Source organism: Chroococcidiopsis sp. CCALA 051, assembly GCF_003015105.1.
GTDB lineage: Bacteria > Cyanobacteriota > Cyanobacteriia > Cyanobacteriales > Chroococcidiopsidaceae > Chroococcidiopsis > Chroococcidiopsis thermalis.
The window spans coordinates 1-16,717 of the sequence record NZ_PYCI01000060.1 but is presented as its reverse complement, the minus strand read 5'-3'; the positions used below and the strand labels follow the sequence as shown (position 1 = coordinate 16,717).

The following is a 16,717-nucleotide window of genomic DNA, read 5'->3' as shown; positions in this document are numbered from 1 at the left end:
GTAGGTGAAACTAAGTTGAAATAGCAATTTGAATTCGATTTAAGCTGTTCGTTTGTAGATGCTTGTATTAATTATAAAAAACTGGAAAAACTATGTATAAAAGATTATTATTATCGAGTGTCAGTGTCATTACAGCATTACTGGCGATCGCCGCTCCGCGCTCTCTAGCCGAACCGTCAAGTTATTCTATTTGGTCTGACTCTACACCTTTAAATGCAGTTGTAGACAAAGATACTAAACCTGTGGAGCTAGGTCTAAAGTTCCGTAGCGATGTAGATGGGGAAGTATCGGCAATTAGATTTTATCGAGCCGTAGCAAACGAAAGCGGTTACTTCGTTCATCTTTGGTCTAGTACTGGAGAATTACTCGGTACGGGCATGGCTTTTGAAGGACAGCAACCTGCTCCAGGTTGGCAAACCGTACAATTCTATCCACCCATACCAGTTAAGGCGAAACAAATATATATTGCTTCTTATTACGTCAACTCTGGGCGATATGTCGCCAGCGAAAAATTCTTCGAGAATGCTGGGGTAGATAATGGGTTTTTACACGCTCTGCGTAATGGTGAAGCTGGAAGTAACAGTACATACATTTACGGTTACGGCGGCGGTTTTCCAACTCAGTCATACAACAGCACTAACTACTGGATAGATGTTGTCTTCAAACCTAAAACAACAAGTATTTGGAATGATTCTGTAGCGCCATCTTCTATTGCCACTTTTGATTCTAGAGCAATAGAGGTAGGTGTAAAGTTTAAAGCTACAAAAGAGGGCTTTGTGACTGGCATTCGGTTCTACAAAGCCGCCACTAACACTGGTACGCACGTCGGCTCTTTATGGACTGCTGGGGGTCAGCTCATCGCACGCGGTACGTTTGTTTCCGAAACAACTTCTGGCTGGCAACAACTTAAATTCGACCAGCCAATTCGGATCTCGGCAGATGCAATTTACGTAGCTTCCTATCACGCTCCAAAAGGTAACTACGCTTACACGCTGAATCACTTTGCCAGCCCTATGAGCAATTCTGGTTTGCAATTTCTTGATGGTAATAATGGCGTGTATAAATACGGTAACTCCAGCTTCCCCAGCCAAACATATAAAAGTAGCAATTACTGGGTAGACGTTCTATACACTCCGATTGTAGATTAATTGGCAGCTCCTACTGCCTCAATCGCAGCTTCTAAGGCGATCGCCACGTGCGTCCAATGAGTACCCCCTTGACAAAAGATCGCGTATGGCTCCCGTAAAGGACCATCAGCCGAAAATTCCGAGGTACTGCCATCAATAAACGTCCCCCCAGCCATGACTAACTCGCTCTCATAACCAGGCATTTCGGCGGGTACGGGGTCGAGATAAGAACCGATGGGCGAGTTTTGCTGAATTGCCCGACAAAAAGCCACTAATTTTTGTGGCGAACCTAATCGAACTGCTTGAATCGTGTCTCGACGCGGAACCAGTGGGGCGGGATTCACCAAATATCCTAACTTGTCGAACACGTATGCAGTCAGGTGATTTCCTTTCATCGCCTCTCCTACCATTTGTGGAGCGAGAAATAGTCCCTGAAACATCAGTCGATGCTGGTCGAATGTTGCCCCGCCAGCACTACCAATTCCTGGGGCTGTGAGGCGACAGGTAGCTGCTTCTACGAACTCTTCTTTCCCTGCGACATAGCCGCCAGCCGTGACAATCGTGCCACCAGGATTTTTAATCAAAGACCCCGCCATCAAATCCGCACCGACCGCCGTAGGTTCTCTGTCTTCAATAAATTCGCCGTAGCAGTTATCGACAAAACAAACTGTATTCGGGTTTTGCTGTTTGACGATGTGGACGATCTTTTCAATCTCGGCAATGGAAAGGCTAGAACGCCAGGAATAACCGCAAGACCGCTGGATCGAGACTAAACGGGTGCGATCGCTCACTGCTGTTTCTAACGCTTGCCAATCAATAGTTCCTGCTACGGTTAGATCCAGTTGACGATAATTAATGCCAAACTCGATTAAGGAGCCTTGCCCGCTGCCCCTCAGCCCGATCGCTTCTTCTAGCGTATCGTAGGGCGCACCTGCAACCGCCAGCATCTCATCCCCCGGACGCAACACGCCAAATAAAGCACAGGCGATCGCGTGAGTTCCAGAAACAAACTGGACTCTCACTGCTGCTGCTTCTGCTTGCATCACCTCGGCAAACACCCGATCTAACGTCTGACGACCAAGATCGTCGTGACCGTAGCCGCTGACAGAAGCAAAATGATGCGCCCCCACCCGCTGGTGACGAAAGGCACTCAGCACTCGTTGAAGATTTTGCTTGACCTGAGCGTCAATTCCAGAAAAAATCGGAGATAGTGCCTGTTCTGCTAGTTGCAGCTGTTCGTAGCTGTTCATTGTCAAATTTATCGCTTTCAGTTATGAGTGGATCTTTGATTCTGGCAGATCGGGCGCAAGTTTTTGAATTTAGGTTATCGCATGACGATTGCTACACCAACCAAACCGACAATCAACTGGGTCAATACCCTATTCTTTATTGGTTTGCATTTTGGAGCTTTATTTGCTCTACTCCCTAGCAACTTCAGCTGGAAAGCAGTTGGTGTTGCCCTATTTCTTTACTGGTTTACTGGCGGCTTGGGAATTACTTTGGGATTTCACCGTCTTGTCACCCACCGCAGCTTTCAGACTCCAAAATGGCTGGAGTATTTCTTGGTCTTTTGCGGGACACTTGCCTGTCAAGGAGGTCCGATTGAATGGGTAGGGACGCACCGCGCCCATCATCTTTACTCCGATACCGAACCCGATCCCCACGACTCTAACAAAGGTTTTTGGTGGAGTCACATCGGCTGGTTAATTTATCGCAGACCGATTGAATTAGATCTTGCTCGTTTTACAAAAGATATTGCTGGCGATCCAGTTTATCAATTTCTAGAAAAAAATATGATTTTCATCCAGATCGCTCTGGGTGTCGTCCTATTGTTACTTGGTGGCTGGTCGTTTGTCGTCTGGGGAATTTTCGTGCGAGTTGTATTTGTCTACCACTGCACCTGGTTAGTCAACAGCGCCACGCACAAATTTGGCTATCGCAGCCACGAATCCGGCGATCGCTCGACTAACTGTTGGTGGGTAGCCCTGTTGGTGTTTGGCGAAGGCTGGCACAACAACCACCACGCCTTTCAATACTCTGCCCGACACGGCTTAGAGTGGTGGGAAGTCGATCTCACCTGGATGACGATCTGCTTGCTACAAGCTCTTGGCTTGGCTAAAAATGTGAAGCTGGCTGAAAAGTAGTGGTTAGTAGCTAGTGACTGGCGGCTAGTGAATAAAATTCTTCCTTAACAGATGTGAGTGAGAGTTGTAGCTGGAGTGCTACTTGTAGTCCATCTCCTTGCTTACCTTTTCATTTCTATCTGTCTCTAACCGCTAAGCACCAGCCACTAGCCACTAGCCACTAGCCACTCTATCTGTCTCTAACCGCTAACCACTAGCCACTAGCCACCAGCCACTAAAATCTACTATTCCCCTGCACGATATGCTTTACCGTCGTCAGGCTTTCGGGGCTAATCAGTCCTCGGCGATGTCCTTTTTGATTTGACATCCCTAGAAATATTGACTCTCCTCGGGCGGGATTGCGGCAAAAGCGCGGGGAGGCGTTGATATAAGTGGAGGCGCTGTTTACCCGCAAAGCAAAGTGACGGCTTTCTTGATAGGACTCAGTAACGATGCAGTCGGCGTGACCGCTACTATAACGATTGATCCACGAAATTGCTGCTTCTAAGTTGTCTACTACCTTAAAAGCTACTGTTTTGTTTAAATATGATTGACTCCACTCAGAGTCCTTCGCCAGTTGTAGCTGGGGAAATGCTTCGACTAAGGCGATATCTCCTCTAATTTGAAAACCTTTTTCTTGCAAGCTGTTCCACAGGGTAACGAGGGACGAGGGGTTGGTTGTGCGGTGAATCAAGACTTTCTCGATCGCATTGACCGGATCGGGTTCGCTAGCATGACTGTCTAAAATCGTCCAGCGCATCATTTCGATGCTGCCAGATAGCGACCAGTAAAGGTAACAGTTCCCCATCGCCGATTTCAAAACTGGGGCGGTGGACTGTCGCACGACTTGCTGAACTAAGCTGGGGCGACCGTAGGGAATAACGAGGTTTATGTATTGGTCTTGGGTAATTAATTCCTGTGTTAAGCTCCCTTCCTCTATCTCAATTCTTTCCAGACAACCGGAAGGCATTCCGCTTTCCTCTAAGGCAATTTGCAGAACCTTGGCAATAGCAGCATTAGAGTGACTGGCTTCTCCTCCACCTTTGAGAATGAGGCTGTTACCAGTTTTGATACACAGTCCTGCGGCGATCGCCCCAAGTTCTGGAAACGCTTCGTAAACTAAAGCGATCGTTCCCAACGGCATGAGCTGGCAGTAAGTTTGAGAATCGGCAAGCTGGTAGTCAGCATTTCTAATCCGTCGCAAAGGGTCTGACAGTTCGCTCAGGCGTTGCAAAATTTCTACCGCAGCTTGGAGGCGTTCGGGAGTCAACTTCAGCCAATCCACGATTAATTCTGGCACTGCCATTTCGCGACTAGCTTCCAAGTCCAAAGTGTTTGCTTCCAAAATGTCATCGAAAGATTGCTTGAGTGCTTCTGCCATTTTTTGCACGGCACGACTGCGGTCTGCCCCCTTACTAATTCCTAGTTTTAGGGAAGCTCCGTAGGCGCGACGAGCAGTAGCGACCAAGCCTGAGTGAATATGAGATGTGTCACCTGTCATCGACTTAACGTCTGTAAATCAGCCAGACCATTAGTGCTGGCAGTACTGCTAGCAGTACTGCTACTAATGCCCATACTAGAATACTGGCATGGTGTGGCGATCGCAGTGCCAAAGGCAACCAAAAAATTAGCAGCCCAAACACTACTAATAGTGCTACTGGAAGATAGCTCTGTCCCAAACGTGGTTTAGCTACGCTCCAGCGATTGCCCAGCCAGCGCCATGCTCTCTTGTAGGGGTAGCTGGTGGATAATTGTTCTAATACATACCCGTTTTCTTCCACAACGAAGAGTTGCTGACAGCGATCGCAACCAAACGCTTCTGTCAGCGTAATCGGAATTAATCGCCCGTGTCGGCGACAGGGACAAGGGTAATCTACACTCAGATCGATTTTTTGGGTCTTTTGAGGTTGCACGAGCCGCCGTAGAACCAAAATGTGGCTTTCCTACGAGTTTACATAATACTTTCTAAGTCTAACCAAATAATTCTCAGCTTTCCATTACATTTTCCGAACATCAAGTTATTTGGGTTCGACTCAGATTGCTTGTTGCTTAACGCAACGCGAGGTTAGTAGGTTTTCCCTCCTATCTGAGATTCTAGAATAGATAAAAGTCGCTTTGACTCTAGGCAGAGCGATTATTTAATTAACTTATTCGTTCTAAATCTTTTCTACTGTTCAAGTTACTTTAAGCGGGTAACGCGATTCGAACGCGCGACATCAACCTTGGCAAGGTTGCGCTCTACCACTGAGCTATACCCGCAATTTACTGCGCATTTATTAATATCTCAGATTTGGCTGAGTTTGTCAAGTTTTTTTGCGAGGTTGTCAGTTATCAGCGAGTGGGGAGCAGGAGCAGTTAATTCTCTACTTACGACTTACGACTTACGACTTCTCCCTTCTAGCTTTCAGTACTAGGTATAAATACTATGCGGGGGGGGGGGTAGATTGTCGCAAGTGGTTTTTTGAGCTGCCTGAAAATAGCTCGATCTCCTGGCGCTGTCTTTCTACAGCTACCATGACTTGCTGTACTTGTTTGCCAATTTTGTCTATCGCCTCTAAGAGTGCAGTACCACCATCGCCATCGCTATCGTATCTTTTAATATAAGTATTTCTAATAGCTTCACCCGTGAGTTGGTGAATTGACTTACCTGTTTCCCGTTCAATTCTTGTCAATAACTCTATATCTTCTGGTTCTAACTCAATACCAATTGTGTTTCCTCGCATTTGTGCTACCTAATTTAGTCTGAACTACAAACTGAAAACTTATGTTTGATAGCGTACATTACTGGCTTGTAGTTTGTCATTAAATTAATGCCAATATGTGTGCTGGAGATCGGCTCAAAGCAAAGACTTCAACTGCCACGAACTTAACCTAATTTCAACTTATTGATATACCTCGATTGGAGGATTTCTACTAGACAAAAAAGGTAGCGCATATAACTAACGCTACCCAGCATTTTTGAGAGTATGGAGTAGCATTTTTCACTTGCCACTCCTGCATTGTCACTCGCCACTTTCTGTAATTGGCGATCGCTCGTTAGCAATGGCACTTTTCAGCGATGCAGGGGGCAAGGATTGAGAATTATTGTTGTAGGATTCTACAGTAATATCGGAATGTAGTTGCCGCATCAAGCTAGCCATCTCAATCGCGTTCATGGCGTAGTCCCAACCCTTGTTGCTCTTAATTCCGGCTCTTTCCAGAGCTTGCTGCATCGAGTCTACAGTCAGAATACCAAAAATGACTGGTACGCCAGTTTGAAATCCTGCCGCAGCAATGCCCTTAGCTACTTCTCCCGCAACATAATCGAAATGGGGAGTTTGACCGCGAATGACTGCTCCAAGACAGATCACGGCATCATAGCGATGAGATAATGCTAATTGTCGCGCCACAATTGGCACTTCAAAACTACCAGGGACGTAAGCATAATCGACTTGACTGCCGTGAGGATTCGGATCGATGCCATGACGTTTCAAGCAATCTTGACATCCTTCTAACAGCTTACCAATCACTAAATCGTTAAACCGACCGATGACGATCGCAAACCGTAAAGGTTCTGTCTGAGTAAAAGTTCCCTCGAAAACTGTCATTACTAAATCAGTTGTCAGTTGTCAGTTGTCAGTTGTCAGTTGTCAGTTGTCAGCGTAGAGACATATGGGTGTAAGTCTCTACAAAATAGCGATCGCTTGCTTGTCAATCGCGACGATCGACAAGGGCGATCGCCTCAAGTTGCTTATACAACCAAAAAGTTCAAAACACCGATGACGATCACTAGACCGAACCAGGCGATCGAACCGATCCAAAGCAGCCTTTTTGATTCCACCCAATTTTGGGGAGTAGCGTAAGCCACGGGAACGCCAATTACCAAAGCAAAGGACAAGAATACCAAGGCAACTAAAGCCAATTGAAACAGAGCAGATAACATCAGTATGTCTCCCTACACAGCAACAAACCAGAATAGATCTAGATTAAGCCTAAAGCTTGCTAATTTTGCTTATAACCTATATGTAACCTATCAGAAATTGGCACAATATAGGGAGTGGGCTATCAGTGACCAGCTAGTGGCTAGTGGCTAGTGACTGGTGACTAGAATAGCCTCCTTGTCTCCCTTGTCTCTCCCCTCTCCCTTGTCTGTCTCATCTCCTCACCAATGGATCTCATCTTGTGTCATACAACAGCAGATTTTGATGCTCTGGGGGCGGCTGTGGGGCTGTCGCGGCTGTGGGCGGGAGCGAAGATCGTGCTGACGGGTGGTAGTCATCCAGCGGTAAAGGATTTTTTGGCACTGCATCGGGACGAATATGCATTGATCGAGCGTCGTTCTGTGAATCCAAAACAAATTCGATCGCTGATTGTCGTCGATACACAACACCGCGATCGCTTGGGTGTGGCGGCGGAGTGGCTGGATTTGCCCCAAATCGAACAGATTGTTGTTTACGACCACCACTTAGAGATCGATCGCGATATTTCGGCTACGGCAACTCATATTGCTGATGTGGGAGCGACCACGACGCTAATTGTCGAAGAATTACAAGCTCAGCAGGTGGAAATCACGTCGTTTGAAGCAACTGTGATGGCGTTAGGCATCCACGTCGATACGGGATCGCTGTCATTTGACCAAGCCAACCATCGCGATGCATTGGCTCTAGCATGGTTGATGCAGCAAGGAACTAGCTTGCATGTCGTGCGGGATTACATCGATCCTGGGTTTTCGCCGCAGTTACAGGCGTTATTAACTGAGGCACTGGATAACTTCCACTGCGATCGCTTGCGGGGATATACAGTCACTTGGGTCTTGCTAAAAACTCCAGGTTATGTATCTGGATTATCTAGCTTGGCAGCACGACTAATGGAATTGACCGAAAGCGATGCCGTCCTACTGGGGGCAAGGTATGCTTTGGGAGACAGTGGCGAAGAAAGGCTGACAGTTATTGGGCGATCGCAAATTCCTGGGACAAATCTGAATGAATTGTTTCAGCCCCTCGGTGGTGGGGGACATTCTCAAGCTGCGTCTCTCTCGTTACGGGGTGTTGATGGACAGGCAACTTTACAACACTTGGTAGACCGACTCAAAGCTACGATTCCCCATCCGCCGACAGCTAGGGAATTAATGTCATCCCCCGTCCGCACGATCCGCCCAGATACAACTATTGCCGAGGCACAGCGGATTTTGCTGCGTTACGGTCACTCTGGATTGTCCGTGGTCGATCCTACAGGCAAGTTGGTAGGAATTATTTCTCGCCGCGATATTGATATTGCCCTGCACCACGGCTTCAGTCACGCACCCGCCAAGGGGTATATGACGACAAATATCAAGACTATTACTCCAGAAACGACCTTGCCAGAAATTCAAGCGTTGATGGTGACATATGATATCGGACGCTTGCCAGTGTTGCAAGACGGAGAATTGCGTGGCATCGTCACCCGTACCGACGTACTGCGGGAATTGCATCAGGAAGGAGCGAGGAGCGAGGAGCTAGGGGTAAGAGGGAATGCTGTTGGGATTATTCCACCTGCGGCATTCTTGAGATTGTTGAGCGATCGCCTTGCCGCACCTTTTTGGGAATTGTTGACTCAAGCCTCTGCCCAAGCAGAACAAAGAGGTTGGCACTTGTACTTGGTTGGGGGAGGAGTGCGCGATTTACTGTTGGCAAAACAGAACGATGCAGCACCCCTATATCTACAAGATATCGATTTAGTTGTCGATGGCTTTCATCGCGCCGCTGATGTAGGGGCGGGAGTGGAGTTAGCACGCGCCCTTCAGCAACTTTACCCTGCTGCTCGGCTCGAAATTCACGGGGTGTTTCAAACAGCAGCGTTGTTGTGGCACAAAGACCCTATTTTCGGCTCGCTTTGGATTGATATTGCCACCGCACGCACCGAATTTTATCCCTATCCTGCTGCCAATCCTGAAGTAGAAGCGAGTTCGATTCGCCAAGACTTGTATCGGCGCGACTTTACAATTAATTCCCTTGCTGTCCGTTTGACACCGCCAAGAGCAGGGGAAATGTTAGATTTCTTTGGCGGATTGCTCGATTTACAGGCAAAGCAAATTCGGGTTTTACACCCCAACAGCTTTATTGAAGACCCAACTCGAATTTATCGTGCCGTCCGCTTTGCCGTTCGTTTAGAATTTGCGATCGAACCTCAGACAGAAAATTATATTCGCTATGCCATTAATAGCGGTATCTACAAGCGTACCCAAGGCAATAATTCCAGAGCGCCTGCCTTACAAACGCGATTGAAAAATGAGCTGAAATACATTTTGCAAGCACCGTACTGGCAAGCAGCATTAAGTTTACTGGGAGATTTAGATGCTTTGCAATGCCTGCATGAAACTTTGAAACTGGATAAAACTCTTTGGCAGCAGTTGCGGTTTTTGGAGCGTTGTTTGAGACGATTTAATCGAGAAAGTCAAAAGTCAAAAGTTAAAAGTCAAAATGTTCCTATCCCTCCTTGGCTGTTACGTCTAGAGGTTCTCATTGCATATCTTGCCCCAGAATACCGCGATCGCGTTGCCCAAAATTTACAATTACCCGATGACAGTATCAATCGTTTACGCCACTTGCAACAGGCACAAGAGCGAGTCTTGACGGTTTTGCCTTCCTGTCGGCTACCCAGTCAAGTATTTGACTTGTTGCGGCAATACGACCTACCGATGCTAATTCTAATTGCCTTACGCTGTCCTCGTCCTGTGCGATCGCTTGTCTGGCAATACGTCACTCAGTGGGCTAACGTCCAACCACCATTAAACGGTCACGACTTGAAACAATTGGGATACAAACCAGGACCTCAATATCGTCAAATTCTCGACGATATACTTGCTGCCACCCTAGATGGAATTATCCGCGATCGCACGGAGGCTGAGAGTTATCTATTTGAGCATTATCCCCGTTAATTGGGAGACAAGGGAGAGAAGAGAGCTGAGGGGGACAAGGGGGACAACTACCAACTACCAACTACCAACTACCAACTACCAATTACCACCGACAACTGATAACTGACAGCTGATAACTGACTGACTGGTGCTGGTTGCATTTCGCCACGAAAGTCTAGTAGTTGTACGAGGAGGAGATAGGCGATCGCCAATAGGATTGAAATTGCCCCTGTGATAATAGCAACGATTTTCGAGCGGTTCATGAATTGCCTCAAAAGTTAATTTTTTTTACTACTTATATATAATCTGGCATTTTTATCCATACTTAACTCTCTTCTCCCCCCTCTCCCTTGTCTCCCCCTCTCCCTTGTCTCCCTTGTCTTCCTGCCAAACCAAGCCTTAACTAGAAAGAAATAGGTGCGATCGCTGTCGGCATTGGGCGATCGAGTGAGCCATAATAACTGTTGTTATTTTTGTTTGGAGCAAAGGTAGTTTGACGCGATGAAGACTGTTACTACTGATTCGCCTACTTTTGAATCTAATCCTTCCGAGCGCCCAGCAGTCATCCAAACTTCTCAGTTGCGAAAAGTTTACCGTACTGGCTTTTGGATGAATCAGAAAATTCCCTCGCTCAAAGGTTGCTCTCTAACAGTATATCGGGGCGAAACTTTTGGTCTTTTAGGTCCCAATGGAGCGGGTAAAACAACGCTATTAAAATTATTATTGGGTATTCTTCGCCCCACGAGCGGACAAGGTTTATTATTAGGTCAACCTTTAGGCGATCGCCCAATCAAACAACGCATCGGTTATTTACCAGAAAATGCTTATTACTACGACTATCTAACTGGTTGGGAAGTTTTAGAAATGGCAGCGGGACTGTTTCAAATTCCCCGCAGCGTTCAACGTCAGCGCATTCCTCAACTGCTGGAATTAGTCGGACTGCCTTTAATTGCTGCCCGCAAAAAGCAACTACGCCAATATTCTAAGGGTATGGTGCAGCGGGTAGGGATGGCACAAGCTTTGATTAATGACCCAGAGTTGGTGTTTTTAGACGAACCGATGTCTGGTTTAGATCCGTTAGGACGCTACCAGATGCGACAGATTATTCTTTCTCTCAAAGCTCAAGGCAAGACTATTTTTTTCAACAGTCATATCTTGTCTGAAGTCGAGCAAATTTGCGATCGTGTTGCCATCTTATCCCAAGGAAATTTAATTTGTAGCGGTTCCCTGGATGAATTATTGGGAACGACTGATGCTTATCACGTCAAAGGCAAAGGTGGTGATGTAGAAATACTCCGCCAATGGTTAACTAATTTGCAAGTAGAAGCTGATGGGACTTGGAAAGGCGAACTTAGCGGCGAGCCCTACGATTTTCTGACAAAGTTACGTTCTCTCGGCGGGCAGATCGTTGGCATGAATTTGTCTCGTCCTTCTTTGGAAGAGTTTTTCTTGCAACAAATTTCTGCTACATCAGGGAGCAGGGAGTAGGGAGCTGGGTGTAAGTGTTTGGCAGGCGATCGCGCTGGTAAACTAGCTTAACGTCACCGCAGTTTAACTATTCGATCTATTATGCCTAATTAACCAGAACAGAAGTACTAACAGTAGTACAGCAATTGAAATTCTGGCAATGGGGGCAGTATACCAAACGACGACTTCATAACGCCTGCCAAGCAGGTATCCAGCGTAAGCTAAGGCAGTTTGCCAGATCGCCTCACCAGATATGACATGGAATAAGAATGGTAGCAATCTCATTCCACTGATACCTGCTGGTAGCGCAATTAACGTGCGGACGCTGGGGATGGGGCGACTAAAAAAGACTGTTTTCCCACCGTGGCGATCGAACCATTGTTTGGCTCGCTCTATTTCTCCAAATGAAAGTTTTAACCACTTACGGTTGCGCCTAGCAAATACTTTCAAGCGCCGTTCGCCCAAGTATTTACCTGCTAAGTACCAAGGTACGATTGATAGAGTACAACCCAAAACTCCAGCTAAAATCGCGTGTGGCAAGCTGAGCTTGCCTTGTGCAGCTAAAAAGCCCGCGAAGGGTAAAACAATTTCTGGAGGAGTTGGAGCGATTAAGACTAGCAGGAAGATGCCCAGATATCCAAAAGAGTTAATAGCATCCGTCATTCCTTCAAGCATTCGATCGCTTCCTGCTAAATATCATGTTAGCTACTGTTCTAACACCTAGCTGGAAGTCCCTTGACTAGAAGCCGCAATCATTGCTATTTCAATCTCATCTTCAGCAGGTTGTGTGACTTCAATACGTATCCCAGGACCAAAAAAACTTTCCATTTTGTCTTGTTTTTTTTGCCACTGTTCCAGTGTCACGAAAGGAGAATCAAATTCTAAAATCAACCCATAAGCACCATCGATTTGCGTTTCTCGCACGCCCTTAACAATCGGTCTTTCTTCATCCGTTGGCGCAAGTCCCAGCCGTTCTAACGCTGTATCTAAATGAGCTGACTGACCGTAACGATAGCGGGTAATATCCTGACGGACTTGATTTTGAGTTGCTGTAGCTTGCTGTTGGCGCAAAGCAACTACTTCAGGGGAAGTTGGTTGAGTATATGGCACTGGCTTCAGTTCCGCTGCCGTCAAAGCTAAACCTCCTAATAAAAGGGGAATGCCATAAAAAAAACCCACAAGGTTGAGTGTGGGATTATCAATAAAATAGGCAACGAATCCCACAATTGTAATTAAACCACCAACAACTAAACCTAGCTTTCCTAAAGATACTTGTCGCAACATACACGATCGCTTAACAACTTCTGCTTTATTATCAGTTATCAGCGACCAGTTATCAGTTATCAGTTATCAGTTATCAGTTATCAGGGAACTGAGGGAGATAAGAGAGCTGAGGGAGAGAATAACACAAACTCTACACCACGCACCACGACGCGGCTTCCGACGCGGAGGAACCGGACGCAACCGCCCGCAACACCCCACGCACCACGCAACTACCAACTACCAACTACCAACTACCAACTACCAACAAATCACTTGTCACTTTTAGCAATTGTTGATGTATTGTCCAATAATTCTACTGCTGCTAAATATTGTGGATCTGCTGCCGTGGCGATTTGGTCGCGACTGAGGCGATCGGTCGCTACGTTAAGATCTGGGACAATGCCCTGCTTGTGAATGTCTCGATGATTTGGGGTTTCGTATTTGGCAACGGTAACAGCCATACCCGAGCCATCCGATAATTCAAACAAAGATTGAATTAAGCCTTTACCAAACGTCTTTTCACCAACAATTTTTGCTCGTCCGTTGTCTTGCAGCGCTCCAGCGAGAATTTCACTGGCGCTAGCCGTACCGCGATCGACTAAGACGACTAGGGGGTCGTGAGTTAATGCCGAGCCAAAAGCTTCAAAATTTCCTTGGATACCTTGGCGGTTAACCGTATAGACGATTGTGCCTTCATCTAACCACAGACGGGCAATTTCAATTCCCGATTGCAATAAGCCTCCAGGATTATTGCGTAAATCCAAAATGTATGCGTCAGCACCTTGTTTTTCTAAATTGGCGATCGCGTGGGCAACTTCTGCTGTGGCGTTGGCATTAAATTGAATCAGGCGTATGTAGCCGATCTCTGCTCCGCTAGGTGAGGTTTGGAGTTGGGCAACTACGGGATTGACAGCAATGCGATCGCGGGCTACTTGGATTTCTTTTGGCGAACCATCCCGTTCTACTATCAGCAGGACTTTACTACCTGCCGGACCCCGCATTTTGGCTGCTGCTTCATCAAGAGTTAATTGGGTAGTCGGGATACCATCGATTTTGAGAATGCGATCGCGAGATTGAATACCTGCTTTTTCCGCTGGAGAACCAGCAATTGGTGCTACGACCTCTAACTGTCCTGTTTTGGAATTGAGGGCAATTTGCAGTCCTACACCTGTCAGTTCGCCAGAAGTATTAACTTGTAAACTACGATACTGTTCTGGTCGTAAAAAGCGAGTAAAAGGCTCGTTCAAACTTGCCAGCATTTTCTCGACTGTTGTATATGCTGACTCTGGGTTGTCAAGGGGTTGTTTGAGTGCTTGTTGCCGTACTGCCGACCAATTTTGATGGTTAAACGTATCGTCCAGATAGGCGCGATTGACAATTCGCCATGCTTCTACTACCACTCTCTGCTCTTCCGTGATGGCGGTTGCTGGCTGAGTCCAAATACTCAACGCTAGCAGAATTGGCATGACCAACAAAACTCCGATCTGGAAAATTCGCTTTGACATCATCAGTTATCAATTACTCAGTTATCAGTGGAACTAGGGAACAGGGGACAGGGAGTAGGGAGCAAGCAAATTCTGACTTCCGACTTCCGACTTCCGACTTCCGACTTCTTCCAACTGTCCTCTCGACTATGTTACTTTTTTTATAGAATCTGATGCAGTCTGGACGAGCAAATTGTTCGCGATCGCGATTAAGATCGAAATGACTGGATTTCCAGCCATTAAGAAACCTTGAAAAGACGATCCCTGCAAAGACAATCGGGAATTTGAACAGACGCAATCCATTTTTAGGAACTTTTGGTTGATGTTTAGTAAACAGGTAACTGATTCAAAAGCATACAACTGGTTTGAGGAGCGCTTGGAGATCCAGGCTCTTGCTGAAGATGTAACCAGTAAGTACGTCCCCCCACACGTCAATATTTTTTACTGTCTCGGTGGTATCACCCTGGTTTGCTTTTTAATCCAGTTTGCGACTGGATTCGCCATGACTTTTTATTACAAACCGACTGTAACTGAAGCTTATGCTTCCGTACAGTACCTCATGACGGATGTAAACTTCGGCTGGTTGATCCGCTCCATTCACCGCTGGTCAGCCAGCATGATGGTGCTGATGATGATCTTGCATACATTCAGAGTTTACTTAACTGGCGGTTTCAAAAAGCCCCGCGAACTGACATGGGTAACAGGCGTAATTTTGGCAGTAATTACCGTTTCCTTTGGTGTAACGGGTTACTCCTTACCTTGGGATCAGGTCGGCTATTGGGCGGTAAAAATCGTTAGTGGTGTACCAGAAGCGATTCCAGTCGTCGGTACTCTCATTGCTGACTTGTTGCGCGGCGGTTCGAGTGTAGGTCAAGCAACGCTAACTCGCTACTACAGCGCTCATACCTTTGTCTTACCTTGGGCGATCGCTGTCTTCATGCTGCTGCATTTCTTGATGATCCGCAAGCAAGGTATTTCTGGTCCGTTGTAATTACAGTTAGCAGTTAACAGCTATCAGTTGTCACTGTTAACTGTTAACCGATAACTGATAACTGAAACAAAGGAGAACAACTTTAAAGATGGGAACACTAAAAAAACCAGACCTGAGCGACCCTCAATTACGTGCCAAGCTGGCTAAGGGCATGGGTCATAATTATTATGGCGAACCTGCTTGGCCTAACGACTTGCTCTATATTTTCCCTGTGGTAATTTTGGGAACGGGTGCTTGTATAGTCGCTTTGTCCGTACTAGACCCAGCAATGGTAGGCGAACCAGCAAATCCTTTCGCTACGCCTCTGGAAATTTTACCTGAGTGGTATTTATACCCAGTATTCCAAATTCTGCGGTCAGTCCCCAATAAATTATTGGGAGTCGTGCTGATGGCTTCCGTACCACTGGGGTTAATTCTGGTTCCATTTATTGAGAGTGTCAATAAGTTCCAAAATCCCTTCCGCCGTCCAGTCGCAACAACTGTGTTTTTAGTTGGAACTTTAGTTACCTTGTGGCTCGGTATTGGTGCTGCTTTCCCGATTGACAAATCTTTCACTTTCGGTCTGTTCTAATTGTTCAGTTCTGCACTTAATCAAGTGTATTAAGTACAGATTTGTCTTGACACCTGTGGGTTTCTCAAAAAGTGGATCTACCGAATGAGAAACGTTAACAGGTGTCAATTTTAGTTACAGAGACTTGATAGTAGTCGCGATTACAGAATAAAAAAAGAATAAGTAAACATTTATTGAGTTGGCAAGCAATTAACATCGGATCGCGGTCAAGCCGTGGCATGTTGGAGCAAAATCATCTGAGGGTGTGTAGCGATTTAAAGTTACTGAACCAGGTACAAGACTGGTTTGAAGATTTTTGTCTTCAACATAGCGGTCAAATACCTTGGTCTGAGGGTCAACTATATCGCTTAAATTTAGCTTTAGCAGAAGGATTTACGAATGCGGTCAGACACGCTCATCAAGCCCTACCGCGAGAAACGGCAATAGATATCGATCTGTTATTATGGAGCGATCGCATTGAGATTAGAATTTGGGATCGGGGTCAGCCTTTTAACCCCGATGCAATTGCCGAACCTAAACCAGGAACCTTACAAGAAGGAGGCTATGGCTGGTTTCTATTGCGGCGCTTAGCAGATCGAGTCGTATACGAACGGGCTGCTGACGGCAGAAACTGCTTACTAATTGTAAAAAGCGATAAAAACCGCCAAGAAGTTAAGACATAAATCGCGCAGGGTAATTGGTATTGTGTAATTAATGACAAATTTTTTACAATTCTCCTACTCCCCTGTACGGGCGGGTTTAACCGTAGAATTGTTTGCTCTTCGATAGGTATGCTGAAAACCCGCCCCTAAAACTCCCGACCCCTAGCTATCCTAGA

Annotated in this window: 17 protein-coding genes and 1 tRNA gene; 7 read left to right on the top strand and 11 right to left on the bottom strand. The window is 46.3% G+C overall.

Annotated elements, in window-relative coordinates:
- Positions 1–92 precede the first annotated feature (92 nt).
- Entirely contained in the window at positions 93–1,148 is a 1,056-nt protein-coding gene (locus tag C7Y66_RS15990; protein ID WP_106546359.1) for a DUF4082 domain-containing protein, read from the top strand.
- Here C7Y66_RS15990 and C7Y66_RS15985 read toward each other — a convergent pair.
- Complete coding sequence (locus C7Y66_RS15985; protein ID WP_106546358.1) at positions 1,145–2,377, bottom strand: methionine gamma-lyase family protein; 1,233 nt, start codon at positions 2,375–2,377, stop codon at positions 1,145–1,147. The genes C7Y66_RS15990 and C7Y66_RS15985 overlap by 4 nt on opposite strands.
- An 81-nt stretch (positions 2,378–2,458) precedes the next feature.
- On the opposite strand from C7Y66_RS15985, the gene C7Y66_RS15980 reads away from it, so the two are divergent.
- The gene (locus C7Y66_RS15980; protein WP_106546357.1) at positions 2,459–3,271 is read left to right on the top strand and encodes an acyl-CoA desaturase; all 813 of its coding nucleotides are present in this window, start codon (positions 2,459–2,461) and stop codon (positions 3,269–3,271) included.
- 214 nt (positions 3,272–3,485) lie between these two features.
- Here the strand turns inward: C7Y66_RS15980 and C7Y66_RS15975 are convergent, their stop codons facing one another.
- The 6 genes from C7Y66_RS15975 to psbZ form a co-directional block, all read right to left on the bottom strand.
- On the bottom strand, positions 3,486–4,751 hold the full coding sequence (locus C7Y66_RS15975) for a glutamate-5-semialdehyde dehydrogenase (protein WP_106546356.1): 1,266 nt from the start codon (positions 4,749–4,751) through the stop codon (positions 3,486–3,488).
- 4 nt (positions 4,752–4,755) lie between these two features.
- Positions 4,756–5,163 (bottom strand): hypothetical protein, encoded by a 408-nt coding sequence (locus C7Y66_RS15970; protein ID WP_015156083.1) that lies wholly within the window; start codon positions 5,161–5,163, stop codon positions 4,756–4,758.
- Between the two features lie 274 nt (positions 5,164–5,437).
- Positions 5,438–5,509, bottom strand: a tRNA-Gly gene (locus C7Y66_RS15965).
- A 164-nt stretch (positions 5,510–5,673) separates the two neighbouring features.
- Positions 5,674–5,973 (bottom strand): hypothetical protein, encoded by a 300-nt coding sequence (locus C7Y66_RS15960; RefSeq protein ID WP_106546355.1) that lies wholly within the window; start codon positions 5,971–5,973, stop codon positions 5,674–5,676.
- 279 nt (positions 5,974–6,252) lie between these two features.
- Positions 6,253–6,837 carry a 6,7-dimethyl-8-ribityllumazine synthase gene (ribH, locus tag C7Y66_RS15955; RefSeq protein WP_106546354.1) on the bottom strand — a complete coding sequence of 195 codons (585 nt, stop codon included), beginning with the start codon at positions 6,835–6,837 and terminating at the stop codon, positions 6,253–6,255.
- 143 nt (positions 6,838–6,980) lie between these two features.
- Positions 6,981–7,172 carry a photosystem II reaction center protein PsbZ gene (gene psbZ / locus C7Y66_RS15950; protein WP_015156080.1) on the bottom strand — a complete coding sequence of 64 codons (192 nt, stop codon included), beginning with the start codon at positions 7,170–7,172 and terminating at the stop codon, positions 6,981–6,983.
- 225 nt (positions 7,173–7,397) lie between these two features.
- On the opposite strand from psbZ, the gene C7Y66_RS15945 reads away from it, so the two are divergent.
- Positions 7,398–10,145, top strand: coding sequence for a CBS domain-containing protein (locus tag C7Y66_RS15945; protein ID WP_106546353.1), 2,748 nt, complete (start codon positions 7,398–7,400; stop codon positions 10,143–10,145).
- A 68-nt stretch (positions 10,146–10,213) separates the two neighbouring features.
- Here C7Y66_RS15945 and C7Y66_RS31895 read toward each other — a convergent pair whose 3' ends face one another.
- Positions 10,214–10,387, bottom strand: a complete 174-nt coding sequence (locus C7Y66_RS31895) for a hypothetical protein (RefSeq protein ID WP_199197464.1) — start codon at positions 10,385–10,387, stop codon at positions 10,214–10,216.
- Positions 10,388–10,625: 238 nt separating this feature from the next.
- On the opposite strand from C7Y66_RS31895, the gene C7Y66_RS15940 reads away from it, so the two are divergent.
- A complete protein-coding gene (locus C7Y66_RS15940) occupies positions 10,626–11,612 on the top strand; it encodes an ABC transporter ATP-binding protein (protein ID WP_106546352.1) in 987 nt (328 codons plus the stop codon).
- Positions 11,613–11,675: 63 nt separating this feature from the next.
- Here C7Y66_RS15940 and C7Y66_RS15935 read toward each other — a convergent pair whose 3' ends face one another.
- From C7Y66_RS15935 to ctpA, 3 genes are all read right to left on the bottom strand, one after another.
- Positions 11,676–12,266, bottom strand: a complete 591-nt coding sequence (locus C7Y66_RS15935) for a DedA family protein (RefSeq protein WP_106546351.1) — start codon at positions 12,264–12,266, stop codon at positions 11,676–11,678.
- Positions 12,267–12,311: 45 nt separating this feature from the next.
- Positions 12,312–12,875 carry a DUF2854 domain-containing protein gene (locus tag C7Y66_RS15930; RefSeq protein WP_106546350.1) on the bottom strand — a complete coding sequence of 188 codons (564 nt, stop codon included), beginning with the start codon at positions 12,873–12,875 and terminating at the stop codon, positions 12,312–12,314.
- Between the two features lie 248 nt (positions 12,876–13,123).
- Positions 13,124–14,359 carry a carboxyl-terminal processing protease CtpA gene (gene ctpA / locus C7Y66_RS15925; protein ID WP_199197466.1) on the bottom strand — a complete coding sequence of 412 codons (1,236 nt, stop codon included), beginning with the start codon at positions 14,357–14,359 and terminating at the stop codon, positions 13,124–13,126.
- A gap of 301 nt (positions 14,360–14,660) precedes the next feature.
- Between ctpA and petB the strand changes: the two genes are divergently transcribed.
- The 3 genes from petB (at position 14,661) to C7Y66_RS15910 (ending at position 16,562) form a co-directional block, all read left to right on the top strand.
- Positions 14,661–15,329, top strand: coding sequence for a cytochrome b6 (petB, locus tag C7Y66_RS15920; RefSeq protein WP_015156072.1), 669 nt, complete (start codon positions 14,661–14,663; stop codon positions 15,327–15,329).
- 88 nt (positions 15,330–15,417) lie between these two features.
- Positions 15,418–15,900, top strand: coding sequence for a cytochrome b6-f complex subunit IV (petD, locus tag C7Y66_RS15915; protein ID WP_015156071.1), 483 nt, complete (start codon positions 15,418–15,420; stop codon positions 15,898–15,900).
- A gap of 218 nt (positions 15,901–16,118) precedes the next feature.
- Positions 16,119–16,562, top strand: a complete 444-nt coding sequence (locus C7Y66_RS15910) for an anti-sigma regulatory factor (RefSeq protein WP_015156070.1) — start codon at positions 16,119–16,121, stop codon at positions 16,560–16,562.
- Positions 16,563–16,717: the final 155 nt, after the last annotated feature.